Consider the following 17,193-nt stretch of genomic DNA (forward strand, 5'->3'; position numbering starts at 1 on the left):
CCCGGATTGCTTAGGCTTGATCTTCAGTATTTTCAACGCGGAACCGTTCCACCGATGCCTGCAAGTTGCGCGCCACACTCACTAGACCTTGCAACGAGTCAGACACCCGCTGTGCCTCCTGAGAGGTGGCCTGCGCTGTCAACTCAATAGATTGCATCACCTGAGCCATGGCTCGCGCCGATTCTGTTTGCTCGACCGTAGCGTTGGTAATCGAGCGCACAAGGGTATCAATTTGCGACGACACTTGGATGATGTCCTCAAGGGAGTGCTTGGCCTGTTCAGCCCGCTTCGTCCCCTCAATCACCTGCTGTGTCCCTTCTTCCATGGCGGTCATCACCGCGCCGGTTTCACTTTGAATTTGCAACACAATCTGCTCAATTTCTTTCGAGGCTTTGGCTGCGCGGTCTGCTAGTTGCCGCACCTCATCGGCGACCACCGCAAAACCCCGACCTGCTTCCCCAGCTCGTGCGGCCTCAATACTGGCGTTCAAGGCCAACAGGTTCGTGCGGTTGGCGATCGACGAGATCACACCGACAATCTTGGCAATCTCTTGGGAAGATTCCGCTAGGCGCTTCACCTTGCGGGTAGTCTCGGCCACCGTTTCCCGAATCTGCAAAATACCCGCCACTGTGCGTTCCACCGCCTCACCACCACGGAGGGCTGTTTCTGAAGCATTGCGTGCCACCTCATTAGCTTCTTGGGCACTTTCGGCCACCCGCTGAATCGCATTGGTCATCATCTGCACCGAGTTCAGGGTGACCGCTAGCTCCTCCGCTTGCCGCAGAGCATCTGCTGAGAGACTACGGGCAAAGGTTTCGTTTTCTGCGGCACCGCGACTCACCTGCTGGGCGGCAATTTTCACCTGTTGCACAATCGTCCGCAGGTTGTGAATTGTCAGGTTAAAGGAGTCGGCCACTGCGCCGAGCACGTCCGCTGTCACTTCCGCTTGTACGGTCAGGTCACCGCGGGCGGCACCCTCCACATCATCGAGGAGTCGGATCACTTGGCGCTGTAAATCATCCCGCTGCCGTTCGTTTTCCTCTGCTTTTTTCTGGGCATCAGCAGTAATTTGCTGGATGGTATCCGTCATTTGGTTAAAGCTTTGTGCCAAGAGTCCCAGTTCATCGTTACTGGTGACCGGCACCCGCGCCGTCATATCACCGGCAATCACGGCATTACACTGTGCCTGCAAATCTGTACAGAAGCGCTTGATGCGGCTGACACTGCGCTGCCCCATGGCATAGACGGCCACCCCGGCGGTGAGACCAGCAGCAGTACCACTCACTAAAGGCGCAGGGCCGGGGGCACTAAAGCCTAAACTAACGGCACCCGCAGCCAAGGCGGAAAGGACACCGCTGGTTACGGCTGAGGTAATGTTTTGCTGGCCAAAGGAACTCGTGGCCGTTGAGGTTGCTGGGACTGTTCTAGCCACAGGACGAGGACTACGGGAAGGTGTTGGCGCAGTAGCCGCTGGTGCTGCAACGGGTACTTGCTCGGTAAAGGCTGACAGATCCTGACTTGCTGGAGGGGGTGGGGTTTCAGCGCGGCTAGCGGTGCTTTGGCTCAGGCTGAGGCTAAAATCGGCCAAGTCCTCAAGACTTTGCTGGCTGAGATCAAATTCATCCGGTAAAACTGCAAAGGTCTCGGTGCCGGCATCGGCCATCACGGTGGCATCTGAGCCAACAGCCCCCATGCCATGTACTTGAGGATTGGCAATGGTCATTTCATCATCAAATCCCGCACCGGAGAGATCTGCATTGCCAAAGGAGAGATCCTCTAGGTCAAAGTCGGCAATGGATTCAAAGGGTTCAGCACCACCAGAGCTCGCTTCCCCTTGCGCGATCGCTGGTGCCTCTGGCTCCCTAACGGTTTCACCTGCGGGAAACTCAGACATGGCGATCGTCTGCTCATCCTCAAAAGTAGCGGGGTCAAAGGCCTCAGGAGACAGGGGTTCTGCCACAATATCTGGGGCTTCAAAAGCCTCAGGGGAAGCTGAGAAGTCACCAAAGAGATCGTCTTCCTCCTCGGCTGCATCAGAAGAACCGAATTCGGGCTGCGGCAACAATTCAATGGCATCTGCCGCCTCATTGGTCAACAAATCACTGATACCAGCGGCAGAGGTAGAGACTTCAGGAACATTGGTCTCAACGGATTCCGTCAGATTTGGCAAGAGGCTCTCTTCAGAAATGCTGGCTGCTGGGGCTTCCTCAATATCGCCAAAGAGACTTTCTGCCGACATATTTGCCGCTGGGGATTCCTCAAGACCGGGAAAAAGGCTCTCTTCAGAAGCGTTGGCTTCTCCCGATTCTGTAAGCCCGCCAAAGAGAGTCTCTTCAGATACGGCTACTTCAGCAGCAAAGGGATCATCAAATGTTTCGAGGGAGGGGGACATCATTTCTTGCAACGGAGCCGCAGTACTTTCTGATGTCTCACCATCAAAAACAGGGCTGGCGGGTTCGGACGGGGTCAAAGGAGAACTTCCCATGAGCATTGTGACATCATCATCACTGATGGACTCTGTACCTAGGAGCTGCACGGATTCGCCAATGGGAATTTCTGGAATGTCCGCGACTGGCTCCTCCAAAGAATTGGCCGAAAAGGCAAAGGGATCCTGAACCGCCGCCTCTTCGTCGAAGGGATTAAAGGCACCCTGTTCTAAACTGGCGCCAAATTCTTCCTCAATGCCGCCCACCTCAAGATCGTCAAAGGGGTTACTTGTCCCTAAATCGCTACCAAAGTCATCAAAGTGATCAAGACTCAATTCCTCTGAAGGGTTTGCGGCTTGGGGTTCCACAATGGGTGGCGTGGTTTGCAAAAAGGTATTGTCCCCCTGAAGTTGGGTGTGATCTCCTTGCAGGGTGGTATGGTATTCTTCGCCCCCGTTCTTGGCAGGTTCAGCAGCGGGAATCAAATCTTTAATCTTGGCAAGGCTCTCGTTGGCCAAGTTGATCAATTCTGGATCCGTTGTGGCATTGAGAACCGCATGGTACTGCTCTTGAGCCTCGCTGTAGCGTTGTTGACAGCAGTAAATGTGCCCCCGCAGCAGCCGTAGGTTGGGATCGCCCGGTCGGGTGCCCACCAATTGGTCAGTGATTTTGGCCGCCTCTTCATAGTTGCCTTGCACATAAGCGGCAACCGCTTTTTGATATTCTTGGGTGTGTTGGGTGCTGCTGGATGCCATGGGCTTACTCCCAGAATGGATGATGACAAGGGGCAAAGAATTCTTAAGGACTACATCAAGGAAGCTTTAATTACAAAGTATGCGCCAATCCTTGGGAAAGATAGCACGGGGGTGTTAATTTTCCTAAAGTGACTGGTGTTGATGAGTTCCATGGTGACACTTGAGCACGAGTGTCCATTGAGATTCTACTTTTTCTAGTTTAGAGTCCCCAACGAGCACTGCGTAAAATGGCGAGGGGATCCAAAAGCTTAACAATGTCCTGTTGCTCGGCATCAAAAACCCATTCGCCACGGACAAAGGGAGCCATCTGATCGCTGACATGGGTCGCGGGCTTAATGGTGTCATTGTTGAGCCACTCCATGCCTCGGACTTGATGAACTGCTAGCCCTACCATTAACTCATCATCTTCAATGGCAATAATCGATAGCTCAGAGCGATCGGTATTCAAGGGGGTGTCATCGCCAAGAAACTTACCGGTATCCGCGACCCAAATCACCTGCCCCCGCAAGTTCAAAATCCCCAGTAGCAGATTGGAGGTATTGGGCACTGGCGTAATGCGATCGGGAGTCACGGCCACAACTTCGCGTACCCCAATAGCCGGTAGGGCTAGGGTATCACCGCTAGGGATGGTAAAGAGGATATGTAAATCCCCCTCTGGGGTTCTGAGGTCATCGATATTGCCACTTTCGATGGGGGCATTGGTTGCGAGTAAGTCTGAGCTACTAAACATTTTTTTAGCCTCGCAAGAGTTGCTTAATGGTGCCAACCAGTTCTTTGGGGTCAAAGGGCTTCGTAATGTACGCATCAGCCCCCTGTTTCATGCCCCAATAGCGATCAAACTCCTCACCTTTGGAGCTACAGATCACCACGGGAATGGATTGGGTGCGGGGGTCGGACTTAATTTGGCGACAGACTTCATACCCATTCATGCGGGGCATGACAATGTCGAGGACAACCACATCGGGCGTGCTCTGCTGCAATTGCTCCATTGCCTCGACACCATCGGTGGCAACGGTTACTTCAAAGCCTGTTTTCGCCAGCAATTCGCTGATCATTTCCCGCTGGGGTGGACTATCTTCGACAACTAAGACTTTACTCATAGGGGGTTACACGTAGAATTAAGGGTTTACTTTATATTCTAAAAGCCTAAGAGGTTGACAGGTTGATGATAGCTAACCTGCTAACGGGGCGTCTCAAGGCCTGATTTTGGTTCTAGCACGTCGCCAAAGGACTCGTCTGTTAAGGAGGTCACAGGTGGGGCTGCACCAATGTAATGGTGCGTAATTGTTAACAATTCTTGAGTTGAAAAGGGCTTGCTGAGGTAATCAGTGGCACCGGCCACTTTGGCGCGCAGGCGATCGCTCCAACCCACGAGGCTAGTCAGCATAATAATCGGCGTATAACGGAAGCGAGGGGTGTGTCGCAGAAGGGTGCAAAATTCGTAGCCATCCAATTCGGGCATGGCAATATCGAGGAAAATCAGGTCGGGGTTGAGTTGGAAAATGAGACTCAAGGCCGTTAAGGGGTGGGCGATCGCCGTGGCTTCATACCCTGCGGCTTGTAGGGTGGATTCAACCACTTGACGGACGGTGGCGGCATCATCCACACACACGACCCGGGGCGATCGCCGCCAAGAGAGGGGGGGAAAGGTACGGGTGTGGCCATTGGTTCCCCAAGAACTGACTTGTAAGTACCCTTGATGGAGATAGGGCAGCAGGAGTTTGCCCACCGTCACGCCATCTCGTCCCAGTTGCCGACTCAGACGGCGCAAGGTGATCCGCTCGCGCACGAAGGGTTCCAGTTGGCGAAACCACTGATCCGCTGGATCGTTGCCTGTGGGTTTAATATCCGTCAGTTCGAGGGATTGATCAAGGGAACGCAACTCTGGATGCAGTTTTTTCCATTCCCGCAGATGACTCAGGCTGTCATTGAGCAGCATTGTCAGGGAGAGATTGTGCCATTGGGGGGTGAGGGGACTCGCACTATAAAACTTGAACCAAGCGCGATTGAGGCTAACAACGTCAAAGAGACTCTCCCGCAGCAGCGCCCGCCACACGCTATGGATTTGATTGAGCTTGCAGTGATCGAGGAGCCACCACAGGCATTCGTATTCCACCCAACTGGCACCAGCTTTGCTTTCGATGAAGCTATCGGGACTCGGCCAAGGAATGCCCTGCCCATAGAGCAGATCCTGCAACCGCTCTAAACTGTGGCTGTGGCGATCGGCAATATACACTAAGTGGCCATGAGTCAAAAAGAGAAGCCACGTCTGACCGGCATCATCTTCGAGGTAGAGTTCCCCGGTGCGCTGGCCAAGGGCAAGGGTTTGGCACAGCGTGTAAATATCCGTATCGTTGAGGCATCCTTCCATGGCGCTATTATAGCGATCGCCAGCGGGCTGACCGCGACACCGGATAGTCAGTCTCAGTTAGCGCTGGGTATAGCTAGAGAGCAATTGCACCAGTTGCTTCACAAGGGCTTCCTGATCGCGATTGATCTGGGGAAAGTTAAAGTCATCGCGAATATGAACCTCAAAGCCCGGCACCACCTCAATGCGCTTCCAAGATTCTGGTTGCGGTGAATGGCTCGGGGGCGGTACCTCGCGGCGGCTGACACTGGGACTGACGCGCATGGGTTCCCCATAGCGATGCTCGGAGCGGTCTTGTACCTGTTGCAAAAAGGCCAAAGCTGGGTTGATCGGGGGTGGATTCAATTGCAGATGAACCCCTTGCTCAAGGAGTGCCCGCAGTTCTGGGGTGCTCATGCGATACACCAGCTTGTAAATGGCACCTGCGGTATAGCCCTCCATCAACAGCCGCCGCACCACCAGCAATTGCACCAGGTGGCGATAGCCGTAGCGCCCTTCGCGGCCAATGCGAGCGGGACGGTCAATCAATTTGCAGGAGGTGTAATGGCGCACCAGACGCGGGTTGACCTCTTCCAAAACACGGTTTTTGGAATCCTCCTGGGGGAGGTGCTGGGGTAAGAGTTCGTTGGCGATTTCCACCAACTCATCTAATGACCATTGATCCTGAACGTGGATGAAATCTTGAATTGTTGCCATGATGAACAAACACAGCCTTTTTTGAACGAAAAAACAAAGAAGTCAGTTAGAGAGGAATTTCCCTGTCCCAGATAGAGCGCAAGGGCGCCCCTAGAGCAGGAGTGAAACTATATTATCGTATTTTTTTGGTTCTGTATCATTTTGGGTCTCATGTAGTCTTACAATTATCAAGGAAAGTAAACACCTGAATATTACAAGGCTACAGAGAATTCAACGCAACGCGAAGCTGCATTGTGACACCAAAACAATTTATTTGATGCTAGCATACAGCGTTTGGTGTTGAGGGAAGTTGTCCCAAAAATTACTGGGATTTTTGTGTTGTCAAGCAATTTGTTGCAGAATTGTTACAAATTCAGGATAGGAGACGGCTGCCGCACTGGCGTTGTGAATGTGGCTGGTTCCTGTGGCATTGAGGGCAGCGATCGCCAGACTCATGGCCATGCGATGATCGCCGTAGGTTTCCACATGGGTGCCTTGCAGGGGTACGCCCCCCTGAATATCGAGGCCATCACTGAGTTCAGTGACCTTAGCGCCCATTTTTTGCAATTCTGTGGCCACGGCCTTGAGGCGATCGCTCTCCTTCACCCGTAGTTCTGCTGCATCGCGAATTTCGGTGATCCCTTCAGCAAAGGCAGCAGCCACAGCCAAAATCGGAATCTCATCAATCAAGCGAGGAATCAATTCACCGCCAATACGGGTTCCCTGCAGCCTCGCCGATCGCACCCGCAGATCTGCCACTGGTTCGCCTGTGACGAGCCGCTCATTTTCAAGGGTAATCTCGGCTCCCATTGCCCAAAGCACATCGAGAATGCCGGTGCGGGTGGGGTTAACTCCCACATTGGTCAGCACTAATTCTGAATCAGGGGTAATGGAGGCTGCCACCAACCAAAAGGCGGCTGAACTGATGTCGCCGGGCACAATCACCTTCTGACCCTTTAAGACCGCAGGTCCTTCAAGACTCACCGTACAGGTGGCCTCATCCACGCTCAAACAGGCACCAAAGGCCTGAAGCATACGTTCACTGTGATCTCGTGAGCGGTGGGGTTCGCGAATAATGGTGGTGCCTTCGGTGTGGAGGGCGGCGAGCAATAGCGCTGATTTCACCTGAGCGGAGGCAATGGGACTGGAGTAGGTGATTGGCTCTAAGGGCTGCCCCAAAACGGCCAAGGGGGCACGGCTGTGGTGTTGACGCCCCCAAATCTGGGCACCCATCTGCATCAAGGGTGTGACGACCCGTGCCATGGGGCGCGATCGCAATGAGGCATCCCCAGTCATCGTAAAAAAGCAACCTGTTTGCGCTGCCAATACCCCCAACAACAACCGCATCGTTGTACCAGAATTGCCGGCATTCAGGACATCCACGGGTTCTTGGAGATGGCCAATTCCCAAGCCTTGAACCGTGACTGCTGTGGCATTGAGATCTGAAATCTCGGCACCAAGGGCACGAAAACAGGCGGCGGTACTACAGGTATCTTCACCCACGAGCAGGCCTTCAATATGGGTAGTGCCCTCTGCCATTGCCCCCAACATCAGGGCACGGTGGGAAATGGATTTATCTCCCGGTACCTGGAGGGTGCCCTGCAGGGGATGGCCATCGGCCTGAATTTGCCAAGTGTCGTCGGATGTAATCTGAATCACCGCCATGGGACATCTGGATAAAACCGCGTTCTCGATTGTCCCACGTCTGTTGCGCTATAGCTCCATTGAGCGCTTCAGTTCCTCAAGGGCAGTTTGCAGTTCCAAGCGGCGAAACTCAGCTTCAATTGGGTCATTCAGGTCACTGGTCATGCGCGGTGGTGGTGGGGGCGGTGGGGGCGGCGCACTGGCACTAGGCACACGGTTCATGACTTCCCGGCGGCGATCGCGAATCTTTTGCAGCAGCTGCTGGGTAACGGGAATTTGATTGAGGGCATTGAGGCGCTGAGTCCACAGTTGCTCGCCGCGTCGGCGTAATTCGGCCTCCCGTTGCTGTGCCAATTCCACAAGGTCGGGGCGTTGAGCTGCCATCGCCGTTTGGATGCGATCGCGCCAGCGGCGAATCTCGGAAACAAGGCCTAAAATTTGCTGTTCGCAGGTATTGACTTCCTGTTGCAACCGCAGTAATCGCTCTTGGGTTTCCCGTTCTTGATCCTCTAGCTCAAGGAGCAGTAGATTGAGTTCAAGCTGCGGATTGGCACGAATAAAGTCCTCGAGTTTTTGCTCTAGGAATGCATTCAAGTCGCGGAAAAAGCTCATGAGTGCCCCTTTTTTTAAAAACTTTGGCCAACGGTGAGGGAGCGCACTTCCCCTTGACGCCGTAGCACCGCCCGCTGATTTTGAATCTGTACCAGTTGCCAGCCGTCGTTGCCAATTGTATCGCCCACACTCAAGCGCAGTGTTTGGCCATTGCTTTGAAAAAGAGCCACTGAGCGATCGCCCAGTTCTAAGATGCCCACCAAGGTATGCTGCGGCGGTGCGGGTGCAGGGGATGGCGGGGTGGGTGTGGGGGCAGGGCTAGGGGCTGTGACTGTAGGTAAATTGGGCAGGGTCACCGTTGGCGCGCTGGGGGCTTGGTAGACGGGAACGTAAATGCGTTCAACCGTCGGGGTGGGGGTTGAGGGGGTGGGAACCGAATTGCTGGCGATCGCCGGCGGCGAAGGGGTTGGGGTGGCGGCCTGTTGACTGAGGAGTTGAAGGGAGGTTTGCAGATACTCAGCGAAGGCCATATCGGCAGGGCTGGTGGTTGTGGTCACCGCACCCTCAGGGGCAACTGCGACCGGTTGGCGATTCAGGCTGATCCAGAGGCCAACTCCTAGGACAAAGGAGGCAATGCCAACCCCCATCAAAAAGCGATCGCCCCAAGAAAAGGCCTGCTGCGGTTGAGATCGGTGCAGCCAGCGAGAAGGTTCCGCCGGCGGTGGAGGGGGAGGAGGTGTCGTTGCTTCAAAAGGGACAAGGAGGGAAGGTTCCGGTTCTAAGACCGCTGCTAGGGATTCTGGCTCATTGAGGTCGGCCTCCACAGCGGCAAAGACTTCATCCAGCAAGCGATTGGCTTGGACATCTGTCAGACAGGTTTCCATGGTATAGGGGTCTGTCCTCTGCGGATCATCGCTCCGTGTCATCACCCATGCCTCACAATGATCACCAAAAACGCCCAACCTTGCCTATTTTGTTTACGATGGATGACTAAATTCTATGCAATCCCTATCCTATTGGCCACCACTGCCGCTGCACTCTGGCGTGATCCACACGGTCTTTACTGCCTATGTCCAACGCTGGGGGTGCCTCTACCCTTGGCAACCGCAAACCAGCCATGTTTTCCATGGGGCGGAGGGCGTGCCCCTGTACGGTGAGGGGTATCGGGTTGGCCAAGCACGTGGAACCATCATTGCCACCTACGGCATTACGGGTGATCTCAAGAATCAATGGTACTTGCATACCCTTGCCCATTGGGCGATCGCCCGCCGCTTTGATGTGGTGCTTTTCGACTGGCGTGCCCATGGCCGCAGTGCTGAACTTTCTCCGGCGTTGACCAGTGATGGGCTTTACGAAGGCCAAGACTTTGTGGCGATCGCCCAACAGTGTCAAGAACTGGGCTATACCCCTCCCTACTGGTTTGTTGGCTATTCCTTGGGGGGTCAGTTAGCCCTTTGGGGGGCGTGGTATGCTCAACAGCAAGGGACAAAAGAGATTGGGGGGGCGGCTGTGATTTGCCCCAACCTTGACTCCAACCGCTCCCTTGCCCACCTCGGCACGACTTTTTGGGGACAGCAATTTGAACGCGCCATCAGCCGTCAACTCCGACACTTGGCTCGCCACCTGCATCGCCTTCATCCTCAGATGTTTGATCTCAACACCGTTGCCCAGATTGACACCATTGCCGGTTTTGATGCCGCCCTCGTCATTGACCGCCTTGGCTTTGGCAGTGTGGCCGAGTATTACGCTGCCAGTAGTCCCTTGCCACTGTTGCCGCAACTGACAATACCCGTATGGATTCTCTATGCCGCCGATGATCCCCTATTTGATCCCTGTCTGGTGCCAGAACTCCTAGCGATTGCCGAGAGCAATCCTGCCCTCACCCTGCTGATGACAGAACAGGGCGGCCATGTCGGTTTTACCAGCGATCGCAAGTGTCAACGCCTCTGGGGCGATCCCGACTACTGCTGGGGCATCCATCGGCTCTTGGATTGGCTAGGGCAGCAACCTAGATAACCCACGAAAGTATAAAGGCGGCACCCGGATTCGAACCGGGGGATAAAGGTTTTGCAGACCTCTGCCTTACCACTTGGCTATGCCGCCCTATTTGGCGATTTCTCATTATAGCCGATAGCGCTCTTCCCATCCTTGATTGTTTTAGCTTACTGACCAGATTGCTCAAGGTAACGCTGAATCGCTTCCCGGGTCACTGCCGCCAGAGACATGCCCTTGGCTGCTGCTAATTCCTTGAGTTGCTGGTATTGATCAGCCCGCACATCCACACGATAGCGCTTCGTTGTGGCTGTGGGAACGTAATTCGCGGCAAATTCTCGCAAGGCCGCAAAACCAACCCGATGGCAAAAATCACCAAAGGATTCTCCCTGCTGTCGGCGATCGCGATAAAAAACTAGCAATGGCTCTAGGGCTGTTTCCAGTTCGGCAATCGGTAACCGCTCAATATAGACCTCCGCTAAGCGGGTTTGATCGGGACTCCCCCCCAACCAAGTCTGATAGGCGCCGGGGACAATGCCAACAAAGCCCAATTCCGCTAAGTAGGGGCGGGCACAGCCATTGGGGCACCCCGTCATCCGAATCACAAAGTGCTCCTCTTGGAGTCCCAGCCGATCCATGAGGCGACGAATCCGCTCCAGTACCCCCGGAATTGCCCGTTCCGATTCAGTAATGGCTAAGCCACAGGTAGGCAACGCCGGGCAGGCCATGCTATAGCGTTCGAGGGGATCAATGGCATTGACATCACGCACCCCGTGCTGCTCAAGGATGTGCTGAATTGCATCCTGTTGATCGGGAGAGACATCACACAGGAGCAGATTTTGGTGAGGCGTGACCCGCAGGGGGAGCTGAAAGTCCTTGACGATTTTCTTGAGGGCCGACTTGAGTTTGAAGTTCCCCTGATCAAGGATGCGGCCATTGGCAATGGAGAGGCCATAGAAGAATTTGCCATCTCCTTGGGGGTGCCAGCCCAAAAAGTCCTGATAGCGCCACGGCGGCAGCGGGCGAAAGGGTTCGAGGGGCTTGCCAAAGTATTCTTCCACCTTGGCCTTGAATTTTTCGACTCCCCAATCGTGGATCAGGTATTTCAAACGGGCGTGGCGCCGATTATAGCGATCGCCATAGTCCCGCTGGGTGGCCACGATCGCCTTCACCGCCTCATAGACATCTGCCGCGCGGACAAAGCCAATTTCATCAGCCATGCGGGCAAAGGTTTCTTCTTTGTTGTGGGTGCGCCCCAAACCACCACCAGCATAGATATTGAAGCCCTCAAGATGGCCTTGGGCATCTGTAATCACCACCAGTGTCAAATCTTGGGAGAAGAGATCTACGGAGTTATCCCCCGGCACCGTGACACAGCACTTAAATTTGCGGGGCATATAGTGATCGCCATAGATTGGCTCTTCGTTATTGGCGAAGATCGTGCCATTGCCATTGCGCTGCCGTGCCGCCTTTACATCGGGGTGCTCTTCGGCGGAGATCACCTTTTCACCATCGAGCCAAATCTCGTAGTAGGCACCGGTTTGTGGGGTCAGCAGATCGGCAATGCGGTGGGCATACTCATAGGCAAGGGCATATTCCGGGCGATCGCGAAAGGGGGCGGGTGGCGCCATGACATTGCGGTTCAAATCACCGCAGGCGCCCAATGTGGATCCCATGCTGCGGACAATGGCGGCGATCGCTGCTTTCAGATTCTTCTTGAGAATGCCGTGCAACTGGAATCCTTGCCGCGTTGTTGCCCGCAGGGTGTGGTTGCCATACTCATCCGCCAAGCGATCCAAGGTTAAATAGAGCTGCGGCGGAATATACCCTCCTGGACTGCGGGTGCGCAGCATGAACTGGTAGTCTTTTTCCTGCCCTTTGACGCGGTTATCGCGGTTGTCCTGCTGATAGGAGCCGTGGAACTTGAGGATCTGCACCCCCGCTTCGCTAAAATGATTGGTTGGTTTTAGCAGTTCTGTGGCTAGGGGTTCTCGCAGATGTTGGCTCCGTTCCTTGAGAGCCTCAATTTTTGAGCGTTTCAGGGCAGCATCAGCAGAGGGGGGCGAAGCAACCATAGTGTTCTTTTTTCCAGCAGGTGAAAGTAACTAAAATGACGACAGCCAAAAGTCCCTAATCTTGATCGGGAAAGTGAGCTATCTCATTTTAGCGAACCTGTGGAACGATTAACAGGAGGGTTCTTCCTTGGAGGCACAGTCCTTTTGCCAGCAGCGTTCGAGGTAAGCATCGTAATACTGCCGCCAGAACCGTTTGGGATTGAGGGTAAAGCCCGGACTAAATAGCCGTTGGTTCAAATACTGCCACAGAGGAAAGGCGAGGACACGACGCGTAGCCATAAGCACACCGTGAGCGTGAGCGATTCAAAAACTTCAACTTACCTTGATCATAGACGAGGGTTCTGGGGGGCAAGGGTCTCTGCCAAGTTTCTTAACGCGCGAGAAACCGTCCGAGGGGCGAAAAATGTTAAAATCTGTAAAGTTTTCTGGGATCACTGATGCGGGTTGTCATTGTTGGTGCAGGGTTAGCCGGCTTAGCCGCCGCAGTGGATTTGGTGGATGCCGGTCACAGTGTTGAAATCTATGAATCCCGTCCCTTTGTGGGGGGCAAAGTCAGCAGTTGGCAAGATGCCGATGGAAACCACATTGAGATGGGGCTGCATGTTTTCTTTTACAACTACGCCAATCTCTTTGAACTGATGACCAAGGTGGGGGCGATCGCCAACCTACTGCCCAAGGAACATACCCACACCTTTATTAATCGCGGTGGTCAGGTGGGAGAACTGGATTTTCGCTTTCCCTTGGGTGCCCCCTTCAACGGTCTCAAGGCCTTCTTCACCACCAGTCAACTCTCTGCTGCCGATAAATTCTTTAATGCCATTGCCCTTGGCACGAGTCCTGTGGTGCGGGGTCTGGTGGACTACGAGGGGGCAATGCGCCAAATCCGCGCCTTAGATCAGGTCAGTTTTGCGGAGTGGTTTCGGCGGCAGGGCGGTTCAGAAAATAGCCTCAAGCGCCTTTGGAATCCCATTTCCTACGCCTTGGGCTTTATTGATACCGAGCACATGTCCGCTCGCTGTATGCTGACGATCTTTATGATGTTTGCCGCCAAAACAACTGCCTCACGGCTCAATATGCTCAAGGGATCACCGGCAGAATACCTGCTCAAACCCTTGGTGAACTACATTGAAGCACGGGGGGCTAAGATTCATCTGCGGCGACGGGTGAAGGAAATTCTCTTTCGCGGCGAGGATCCTAGCACTTGGCAGGTGGAAGGGTTGGTGATTCCCCTAGGCGAAGAACTAGAAACAGTTACAGCGGATGCCTATCTATGTGCCTGTGATGTGCCGGGGATTCAACGCCTGATTCCAGAAGCATGGCGATCGCACCCGACCTTTGACAACATCTTTAAGCTCGAGGCCGTGCCTGTGGCCACGGTACAACTGCGATTTGATGGCTGGGTTACGGAACTGCAAGACCCCAGTAAGCAAAAACAGGTGGCGGCAACGGGTATTGATAACCTGCTCTACACTGCCGATGCTGACTTTTCCTGCTTTGCGGATCTGGCCCTCACTAGTCCAGCGGACTACTATCGCGAAGGTCAAGGCTCCTTACTGCAAGTGGTGCTTACTCCCGGTGATCCCTTCATCAAAGCCAGCAATGAAGAAATTGCCCAACATGTGCTGCGCCAAGTCCATGAACTTTTCCCCTCGTCGCGCCATCTGAACATGACATGGTACAGTGTCGTCAAATTAGCGCAGTCCCTCTATCGCGAAGCCCCCGGCATGGATCCCTATCGTCCGCCCCAAAAAACACCCGTTCCTAACTTTTACTTGGCGGGCAGCTATACGCAACAGGACTACATTGACAGTATGGAGGGCGCGACAATGTCCGGACGACAAGCCGCCCAAGCGATTTTGGCAGGAGGTCATGGATGAGTTGGTTAGAGCATACGGTTCAGATTGAAGTGGCAGCCGATGTCGATCGCGTCTGGGCACTGTGGTCGGATCTGGAGAAAATGCCCCTGTGGATGAAGTGGATTGAATCTGTGGTCATCACTGAAGAAGACCCTACCCTATCGCGCTGGACATTGGCCACGGGCAACTGGCACTTTAGCTGGCGATCGCGCATTTGCCGCCAAGTGAAGCACCAAATGATTCAGTGGGAGTCCGTGGATGGGCTGCCTAATCGGGGTGCAATTCGCTTTTACGATCGCCAAGACAGCACCATTGTCAAGCTGTCGGTCTCCTATGCCATTCCGGGAATTTTGGGACAAATGATGGATCGCCTTTTCCTTGGCCGCGTAGTTGAAAGTACATTGCAAGCAGATCTCGAACGCTTTCGTGAATATGCCCAACAGATGCAGCCCACACAGGTTTCCTGAGGTTGACTCAAAGTTGGGATAGACCAAAAGAGATCGCGATCGCCAGCAGGGCTGCACCGGGAAACGTGAGTACCCATGCCATGAAAATTTGCGCCCACACTTGCCAGTTCACTTCCCCTTGATGGCGATAGCCAGCACCCGTAATCGCACCCACCACGACTTGTGTCGTACTGACGGGAAAGCCCACCAGACTTGCGGCTCCCACGGTCAAGGCGGCACTGAGATTCGCTAAGCAGCCACTCACAGGGTCAAGGGGTGTAATTTTCTCCCCCGTGGTGCGGATAATGCGTTCGCCGCCGCCATAGGTACCGATCGCGATCGCCAGGGCACAGGCAGCCATCACCCAGAAGGGCACACCCGCATCCGGTGACAGTTGTCCCCAACTCACAAGGGCAAGGGTGATCACCCCCATTGTTTTCTGGGCATCGTTGGCACCGTGGGCAACGGCCATCAATGTTCCGGAGAGAATCTGCAACCGTTGCCAGTGCTCTGGGGGAATGTCTTGGGATTGCCGCCATTTCTCGACAAGCGTCATGAAACTCAGGCCAATGGCGATCGCCACCAAGGGGGACACGACCATGGGAATCACCACCGCCTCAACAATCCCCTGCCAATAGATGATTTGGGGTGACACTTGAAAGAGGGCTGCCCCCACCAAGCCACCAATGAGGGCATGGGAAGAACTACTGGGTAAACCCCAATACCAAGTGAGCAAATTCCAGCCCATCGCGCCGAGGAGTGCGGCACTAATGACGCCAAACCAATGGGCACCCAAGGCACTGCTGTTGAGAATGCCGGCTTCAATTGTTAGCGCCACCCGCGTACTCAAGAAGGCACCACCAAAATTAGCGACAGCAGCAAAGATGAGCGCCGAGCGCAGGGAAAGGGCACGGGTGGCCACCACCGTTGCAATGGCATTGGCGGCATCATGGAAGCCATTGGTGACATCAAAAAGGAGGGCGATCGCAATCAACCCCCCCTTGAAATCAATGGCCATGCCCTAGGCAGAGGCACTCACTTGATCTTTGTCCTTGGCGAGGAATTTCTCCAGTTCGGCAAGGGCGTCGGCATCTACCTTCGTTTGCATGGGGCAGAACTTCGGCCCGCACATGGAGCAAAACTCAGCCGTTTTATAGATATCTGCCGGTAGGGTTTCGTCGTGGTATTCCCGTGCCCGATCCGGATCGAGAGCCAGTTCAAATTGGCGGTTCCAGTCAAAGTTATACCGTGCCCGCGACAGTTCATCATCGCGATCGCGCGCCCCCGGACGATGACGGGCAATATCCGCTGCGTGAGCCGCAATTTTGTAGGCAATCAAGCCATTGCGCACATCTTCAGCATTGGGTAAGCCAAGGTGCTCTTTGGGGGTCACATAGCAAAGCATGGCCGTGCCATACCAACCCGCCATCGCCGCGCCAATGGCACTGGTAATGTGGTCATAGCCGGGGGCAATATCCGTGACCAAGGGCCCAAGGACATAGAAAGGAGCTTCAGAGCATTCTTCCATCTGCTTGCGCACATTGAATTCAATTTGATCCATGGGCACGTGGCCGGGGCCTTCCACCATCACTTGGACATCGTGTTCCCAAGCCTTGCGGGTGAGTTGACCGAGGGTTTTCAATTCCGCCAATTGAGCTTCATCAGAGGCATCATGGAGACACCCCGGCCGCAACGAGTCCCCTAAGGAGAAGGAAACATCGTATTTTTTGAAGATCTCAATAATGTCGCGGAAGTGGGTGTAGAGGGGATTTTGCTTGTGGTGATACAGCATCCACTTGGCGAGAATGCCGCCGCCGCGCGACACAATTCCCGTGATGCGGTTTTTCACCAAGGGCAGATATTCAATGAGAATCCCCGCATGGATCGTCATGTAGTCCACCCCCTGCTGGGCGTGCTTTTCAATGACATGGAGAAAGTCATCGGGGGTAAGCCGCTCAACGCTACCGTGGACGCTTTCAAGGGCTTGATAGACGGGCACCGTTCCAATGGGCACGGGTGAGGCATTAATAATGGCAGTGCGAATGGCATCAAGGTCACCCCCCCCGGTGGAGAGATCCATCACCGTATCGGCACCATACTTCACTGCGAGACGCAGTTTGGCCAATTCTTCCTCGAGGTTTGAGGAGTTAGGAGAGGCACCAATGTTGGCATTGACTTTGCACTTGGCAGCAATCCCGATCGCCATCGGCTCGAGGTTGGGGTGATTGATATTGGCGGGAATAATCATCCGCCCACGGGCGACCTCATCGCGAATCAATTCCGCAGGTAGGTTTTCCCGCCGTGCCACATAGTGCATTTCTTCGGTGATAATCCCTTGGCGGGCATAATGCATTTGGGTGACATTGTCGTGCCCCTTACGGGCAGCAATCCATTCGCTACGCAC

The 17,193-nt window shown here is 54.4% G+C and carries 15 protein-coding genes and 1 tRNA gene; 3 read left to right on the plus strand and 13 right to left on the minus strand.

The genetic code is table 11. The annotated features are described in order from the left end of the window. Nucleotides 1–10: 10 nt before the first annotated feature. From M0646_RS00330 to M0646_RS00365, 8 genes are all read right to left on the minus strand, one after another. Entirely contained in the window at nt 11–3,181 is a 3,171-nt protein-coding gene (locus M0646_RS00330; RefSeq protein WP_286626095.1) for a methyl-accepting chemotaxis protein, read from the minus strand. Nucleotides 3,182–3,380: 199 nt separating this feature from the next. After that, a complete protein-coding gene (locus M0646_RS00335; RefSeq protein WP_149817107.1) occupies nt 3,381–3,911 on the minus strand; it encodes a chemotaxis protein CheW in 531 nt (176 codons plus the stop codon). Between the two features lie 4 nt (nt 3,912–3,915). Continuing rightward, on the minus strand, nt 3,916–4,281 hold the full coding sequence (locus tag M0646_RS00340) for a response regulator transcription factor (RefSeq protein WP_149817109.1): 366 nt from the start codon (nt 4,279–4,281) through the stop codon (nt 3,916–3,918). Nucleotides 4,282–4,361: 80 nt separating this feature from the next. After that, nucleotides 4,362–5,552, minus strand: coding sequence for a response regulator (locus tag M0646_RS00345; protein WP_149817111.1), 1,191 nt, complete (start codon nt 5,550–5,552; stop codon nt 4,362–4,364). A gap of 57 nt (nt 5,553–5,609) precedes the next feature. Next, nucleotides 5,610–6,245: a MerR family transcriptional regulator gene (locus M0646_RS00350; protein ID WP_149817113.1), complete on the minus strand. Its 636-nt coding sequence runs from the start codon at nt 6,243–6,245 to the stop codon at nt 5,610–5,612. Between the two features lie 321 nt (nt 6,246–6,566). Then, nucleotides 6,567–7,889 (minus strand): 3-phosphoshikimate 1-carboxyvinyltransferase, encoded by a 1,323-nt coding sequence (gene aroA, locus M0646_RS00355; protein ID WP_286649755.1) that lies wholly within the window; start codon nt 7,887–7,889, stop codon nt 6,567–6,569. Between the two features lie 48 nt (nt 7,890–7,937). Continuing rightward, the gene (locus tag M0646_RS00360) at nt 7,938–8,480 is read right to left on the minus strand and encodes a TIGR04376 family protein (RefSeq protein WP_286649756.1); all 543 of its coding nucleotides are present in this window, start codon (nt 8,478–8,480) and stop codon (nt 7,938–7,940) included. 14 nt (nt 8,481–8,494) lie between these two features. Then, nucleotides 8,495–9,346 carry a hypothetical protein gene (locus M0646_RS00365; protein ID WP_149817119.1) on the minus strand — a complete coding sequence of 284 codons (852 nt, stop codon included), beginning with the start codon at nt 9,344–9,346 and terminating at the stop codon, nt 8,495–8,497. 73 nt (nt 9,347–9,419) lie between these two features. Here M0646_RS00365 and M0646_RS00370 point away from each other — a divergent pair, with 73 nt between their 5' ends. Next, nucleotides 9,420–10,436 (plus strand): YheT family hydrolase, encoded by a 1,017-nt coding sequence (locus M0646_RS00370; protein WP_286649757.1) that lies wholly within the window; start codon nt 9,420–9,422, stop codon nt 10,434–10,436. Nucleotides 10,437–10,451: 15 nt separating this feature from the next. Here M0646_RS00370 and M0646_RS00375 read toward each other — a convergent pair. The 3 genes from M0646_RS00375 to M0646_RS00385 form a co-directional block, all read right to left on the minus strand. After that, a tRNA-Cys gene (locus M0646_RS00375) sits at nt 10,452–10,523 on the minus strand. Nucleotides 10,524–10,582: 59 nt separating this feature from the next. After that, nucleotides 10,583–12,487 (minus strand): sulfite reductase, ferredoxin dependent, encoded by a 1,905-nt coding sequence (gene sir / locus M0646_RS00380; protein ID WP_286626099.1) that lies wholly within the window; start codon nt 12,485–12,487, stop codon nt 10,583–10,585. A gap of 108 nt (nt 12,488–12,595) precedes the next feature. After that, entirely contained in the window at nt 12,596–12,766 is a 171-nt protein-coding gene (locus M0646_RS00385) for a hypothetical protein (RefSeq protein WP_190278128.1), read from the minus strand. A 158-nt stretch (nt 12,767–12,924) separates the two neighbouring features. Here M0646_RS00385 and zds point away from each other — a divergent pair, with 158 nt between their 5' ends. Continuing rightward, complete coding sequence (gene zds, locus M0646_RS00390; RefSeq protein ID WP_286626101.1) at nt 12,925–14,364, plus strand: 9,9'-di-cis-zeta-carotene desaturase; 1,440 nt, start codon at nt 12,925–12,927, stop codon at nt 14,362–14,364. Further along, nucleotides 14,361–14,810 carry an SRPBCC family protein gene (locus tag M0646_RS00395; RefSeq protein WP_149817129.1) on the plus strand — a complete coding sequence of 150 codons (450 nt, stop codon included), beginning with the start codon at nt 14,361–14,363 and terminating at the stop codon, nt 14,808–14,810. The genes zds and M0646_RS00395 overlap by 4 nt, the downstream gene beginning before the upstream one ends. Before the next feature lie 7 nt (nt 14,811–14,817). Here M0646_RS00395 and M0646_RS00400 read toward each other — a convergent pair whose 3' ends face one another. Next, nucleotides 14,818–15,807, minus strand: coding sequence for an inorganic phosphate transporter (locus M0646_RS00400; protein ID WP_149817131.1), 990 nt, complete (start codon nt 15,805–15,807; stop codon nt 14,818–14,820). Between the two features lie 3 nt (nt 15,808–15,810). Beyond that, nucleotides 15,811–17,193, minus strand: a complete 1,383-nt coding sequence (gene thiC, locus M0646_RS00405) for a phosphomethylpyrimidine synthase (RefSeq protein WP_190278284.1) — start codon at nt 17,191–17,193, stop codon at nt 15,811–15,813.

Source organism: Thermosynechococcus sp. B3 (assembly GCF_030323045.1).
Lineage (GTDB): Bacteria > Cyanobacteriota > Cyanobacteriia > Thermosynechococcales > Thermosynechococcaceae > Thermosynechococcus.

Bases quoted from the DNA above. Each gene is read 5' to 3' on its own strand.
- M0646_RS00330 (WP_286626095.1), bottom strand. From the start codon at position 3,181: ATGGCATCCAGCAGCACCCAACACACCCAAGAATATCAAAAAGCGGTT.
- M0646_RS00335 (WP_149817107.1), bottom strand. From the start codon at position 3,911: ATGTTTAGTAGCTCAGACTTACTCGCAACCAATGCCCCCATCGAAAGT.
- M0646_RS00340 (WP_149817109.1), bottom strand. From the start codon at position 4,281: ATGAGTAAAGTCTTAGTTGTCGAAGATAGTCCACCCCAGCGGGAAATG.
- M0646_RS00345 (WP_149817111.1), bottom strand. From the start codon at position 5,552: ATGGAAGGATGCCTCAACGATACGGATATTTACACGCTGTGCCAAACC.
- M0646_RS00350 (WP_149817113.1), bottom strand. From the start codon at position 6,245: ATGGCAACAATTCAAGATTTCATCCACGTTCAGGATCAATGGTCATTA.
- aroA (WP_286649755.1), bottom strand. From the start codon at position 7,889: ATGGCGGTGATTCAGATTACATCCGACGACACTTGGCAAATTCAGGCC.
- M0646_RS00360 (WP_286649756.1), bottom strand. From the start codon at position 8,480: ATGAGCTTTTTCCGCGACTTGAATGCATTCCTAGAGCAAAAACTCGAG.
- M0646_RS00365 (WP_149817119.1), bottom strand. From the start codon at position 9,346: ATGACACGGAGCGATGATCCGCAGAGGACAGACCCCTATACCATGGAA.
- M0646_RS00370 (WP_286649757.1), top strand. From the start codon at position 9,420: ATGCAATCCCTATCCTATTGGCCACCACTGCCGCTGCACTCTGGCGTG.
- sir (WP_286626099.1), bottom strand. From the start codon at position 12,487: ATGGTTGCTTCGCCCCCCTCTGCTGATGCTGCCCTGAAACGCTCAAAA.
- M0646_RS00385 (WP_190278128.1), bottom strand. From the start codon at position 12,766: ATGGCTACGCGTCGTGTCCTCGCCTTTCCTCTGTGGCAGTATTTGAAC.
- zds (WP_286626101.1), top strand. From the start codon at position 12,925: ATGCGGGTTGTCATTGTTGGTGCAGGGTTAGCCGGCTTAGCCGCCGCA.
- M0646_RS00395 (WP_149817129.1), top strand. From the start codon at position 14,361: ATGAGTTGGTTAGAGCATACGGTTCAGATTGAAGTGGCAGCCGATGTC.
- M0646_RS00400 (WP_149817131.1), bottom strand. From the start codon at position 15,807: ATGGCCATTGATTTCAAGGGGGGGTTGATTGCGATCGCCCTCCTTTTT.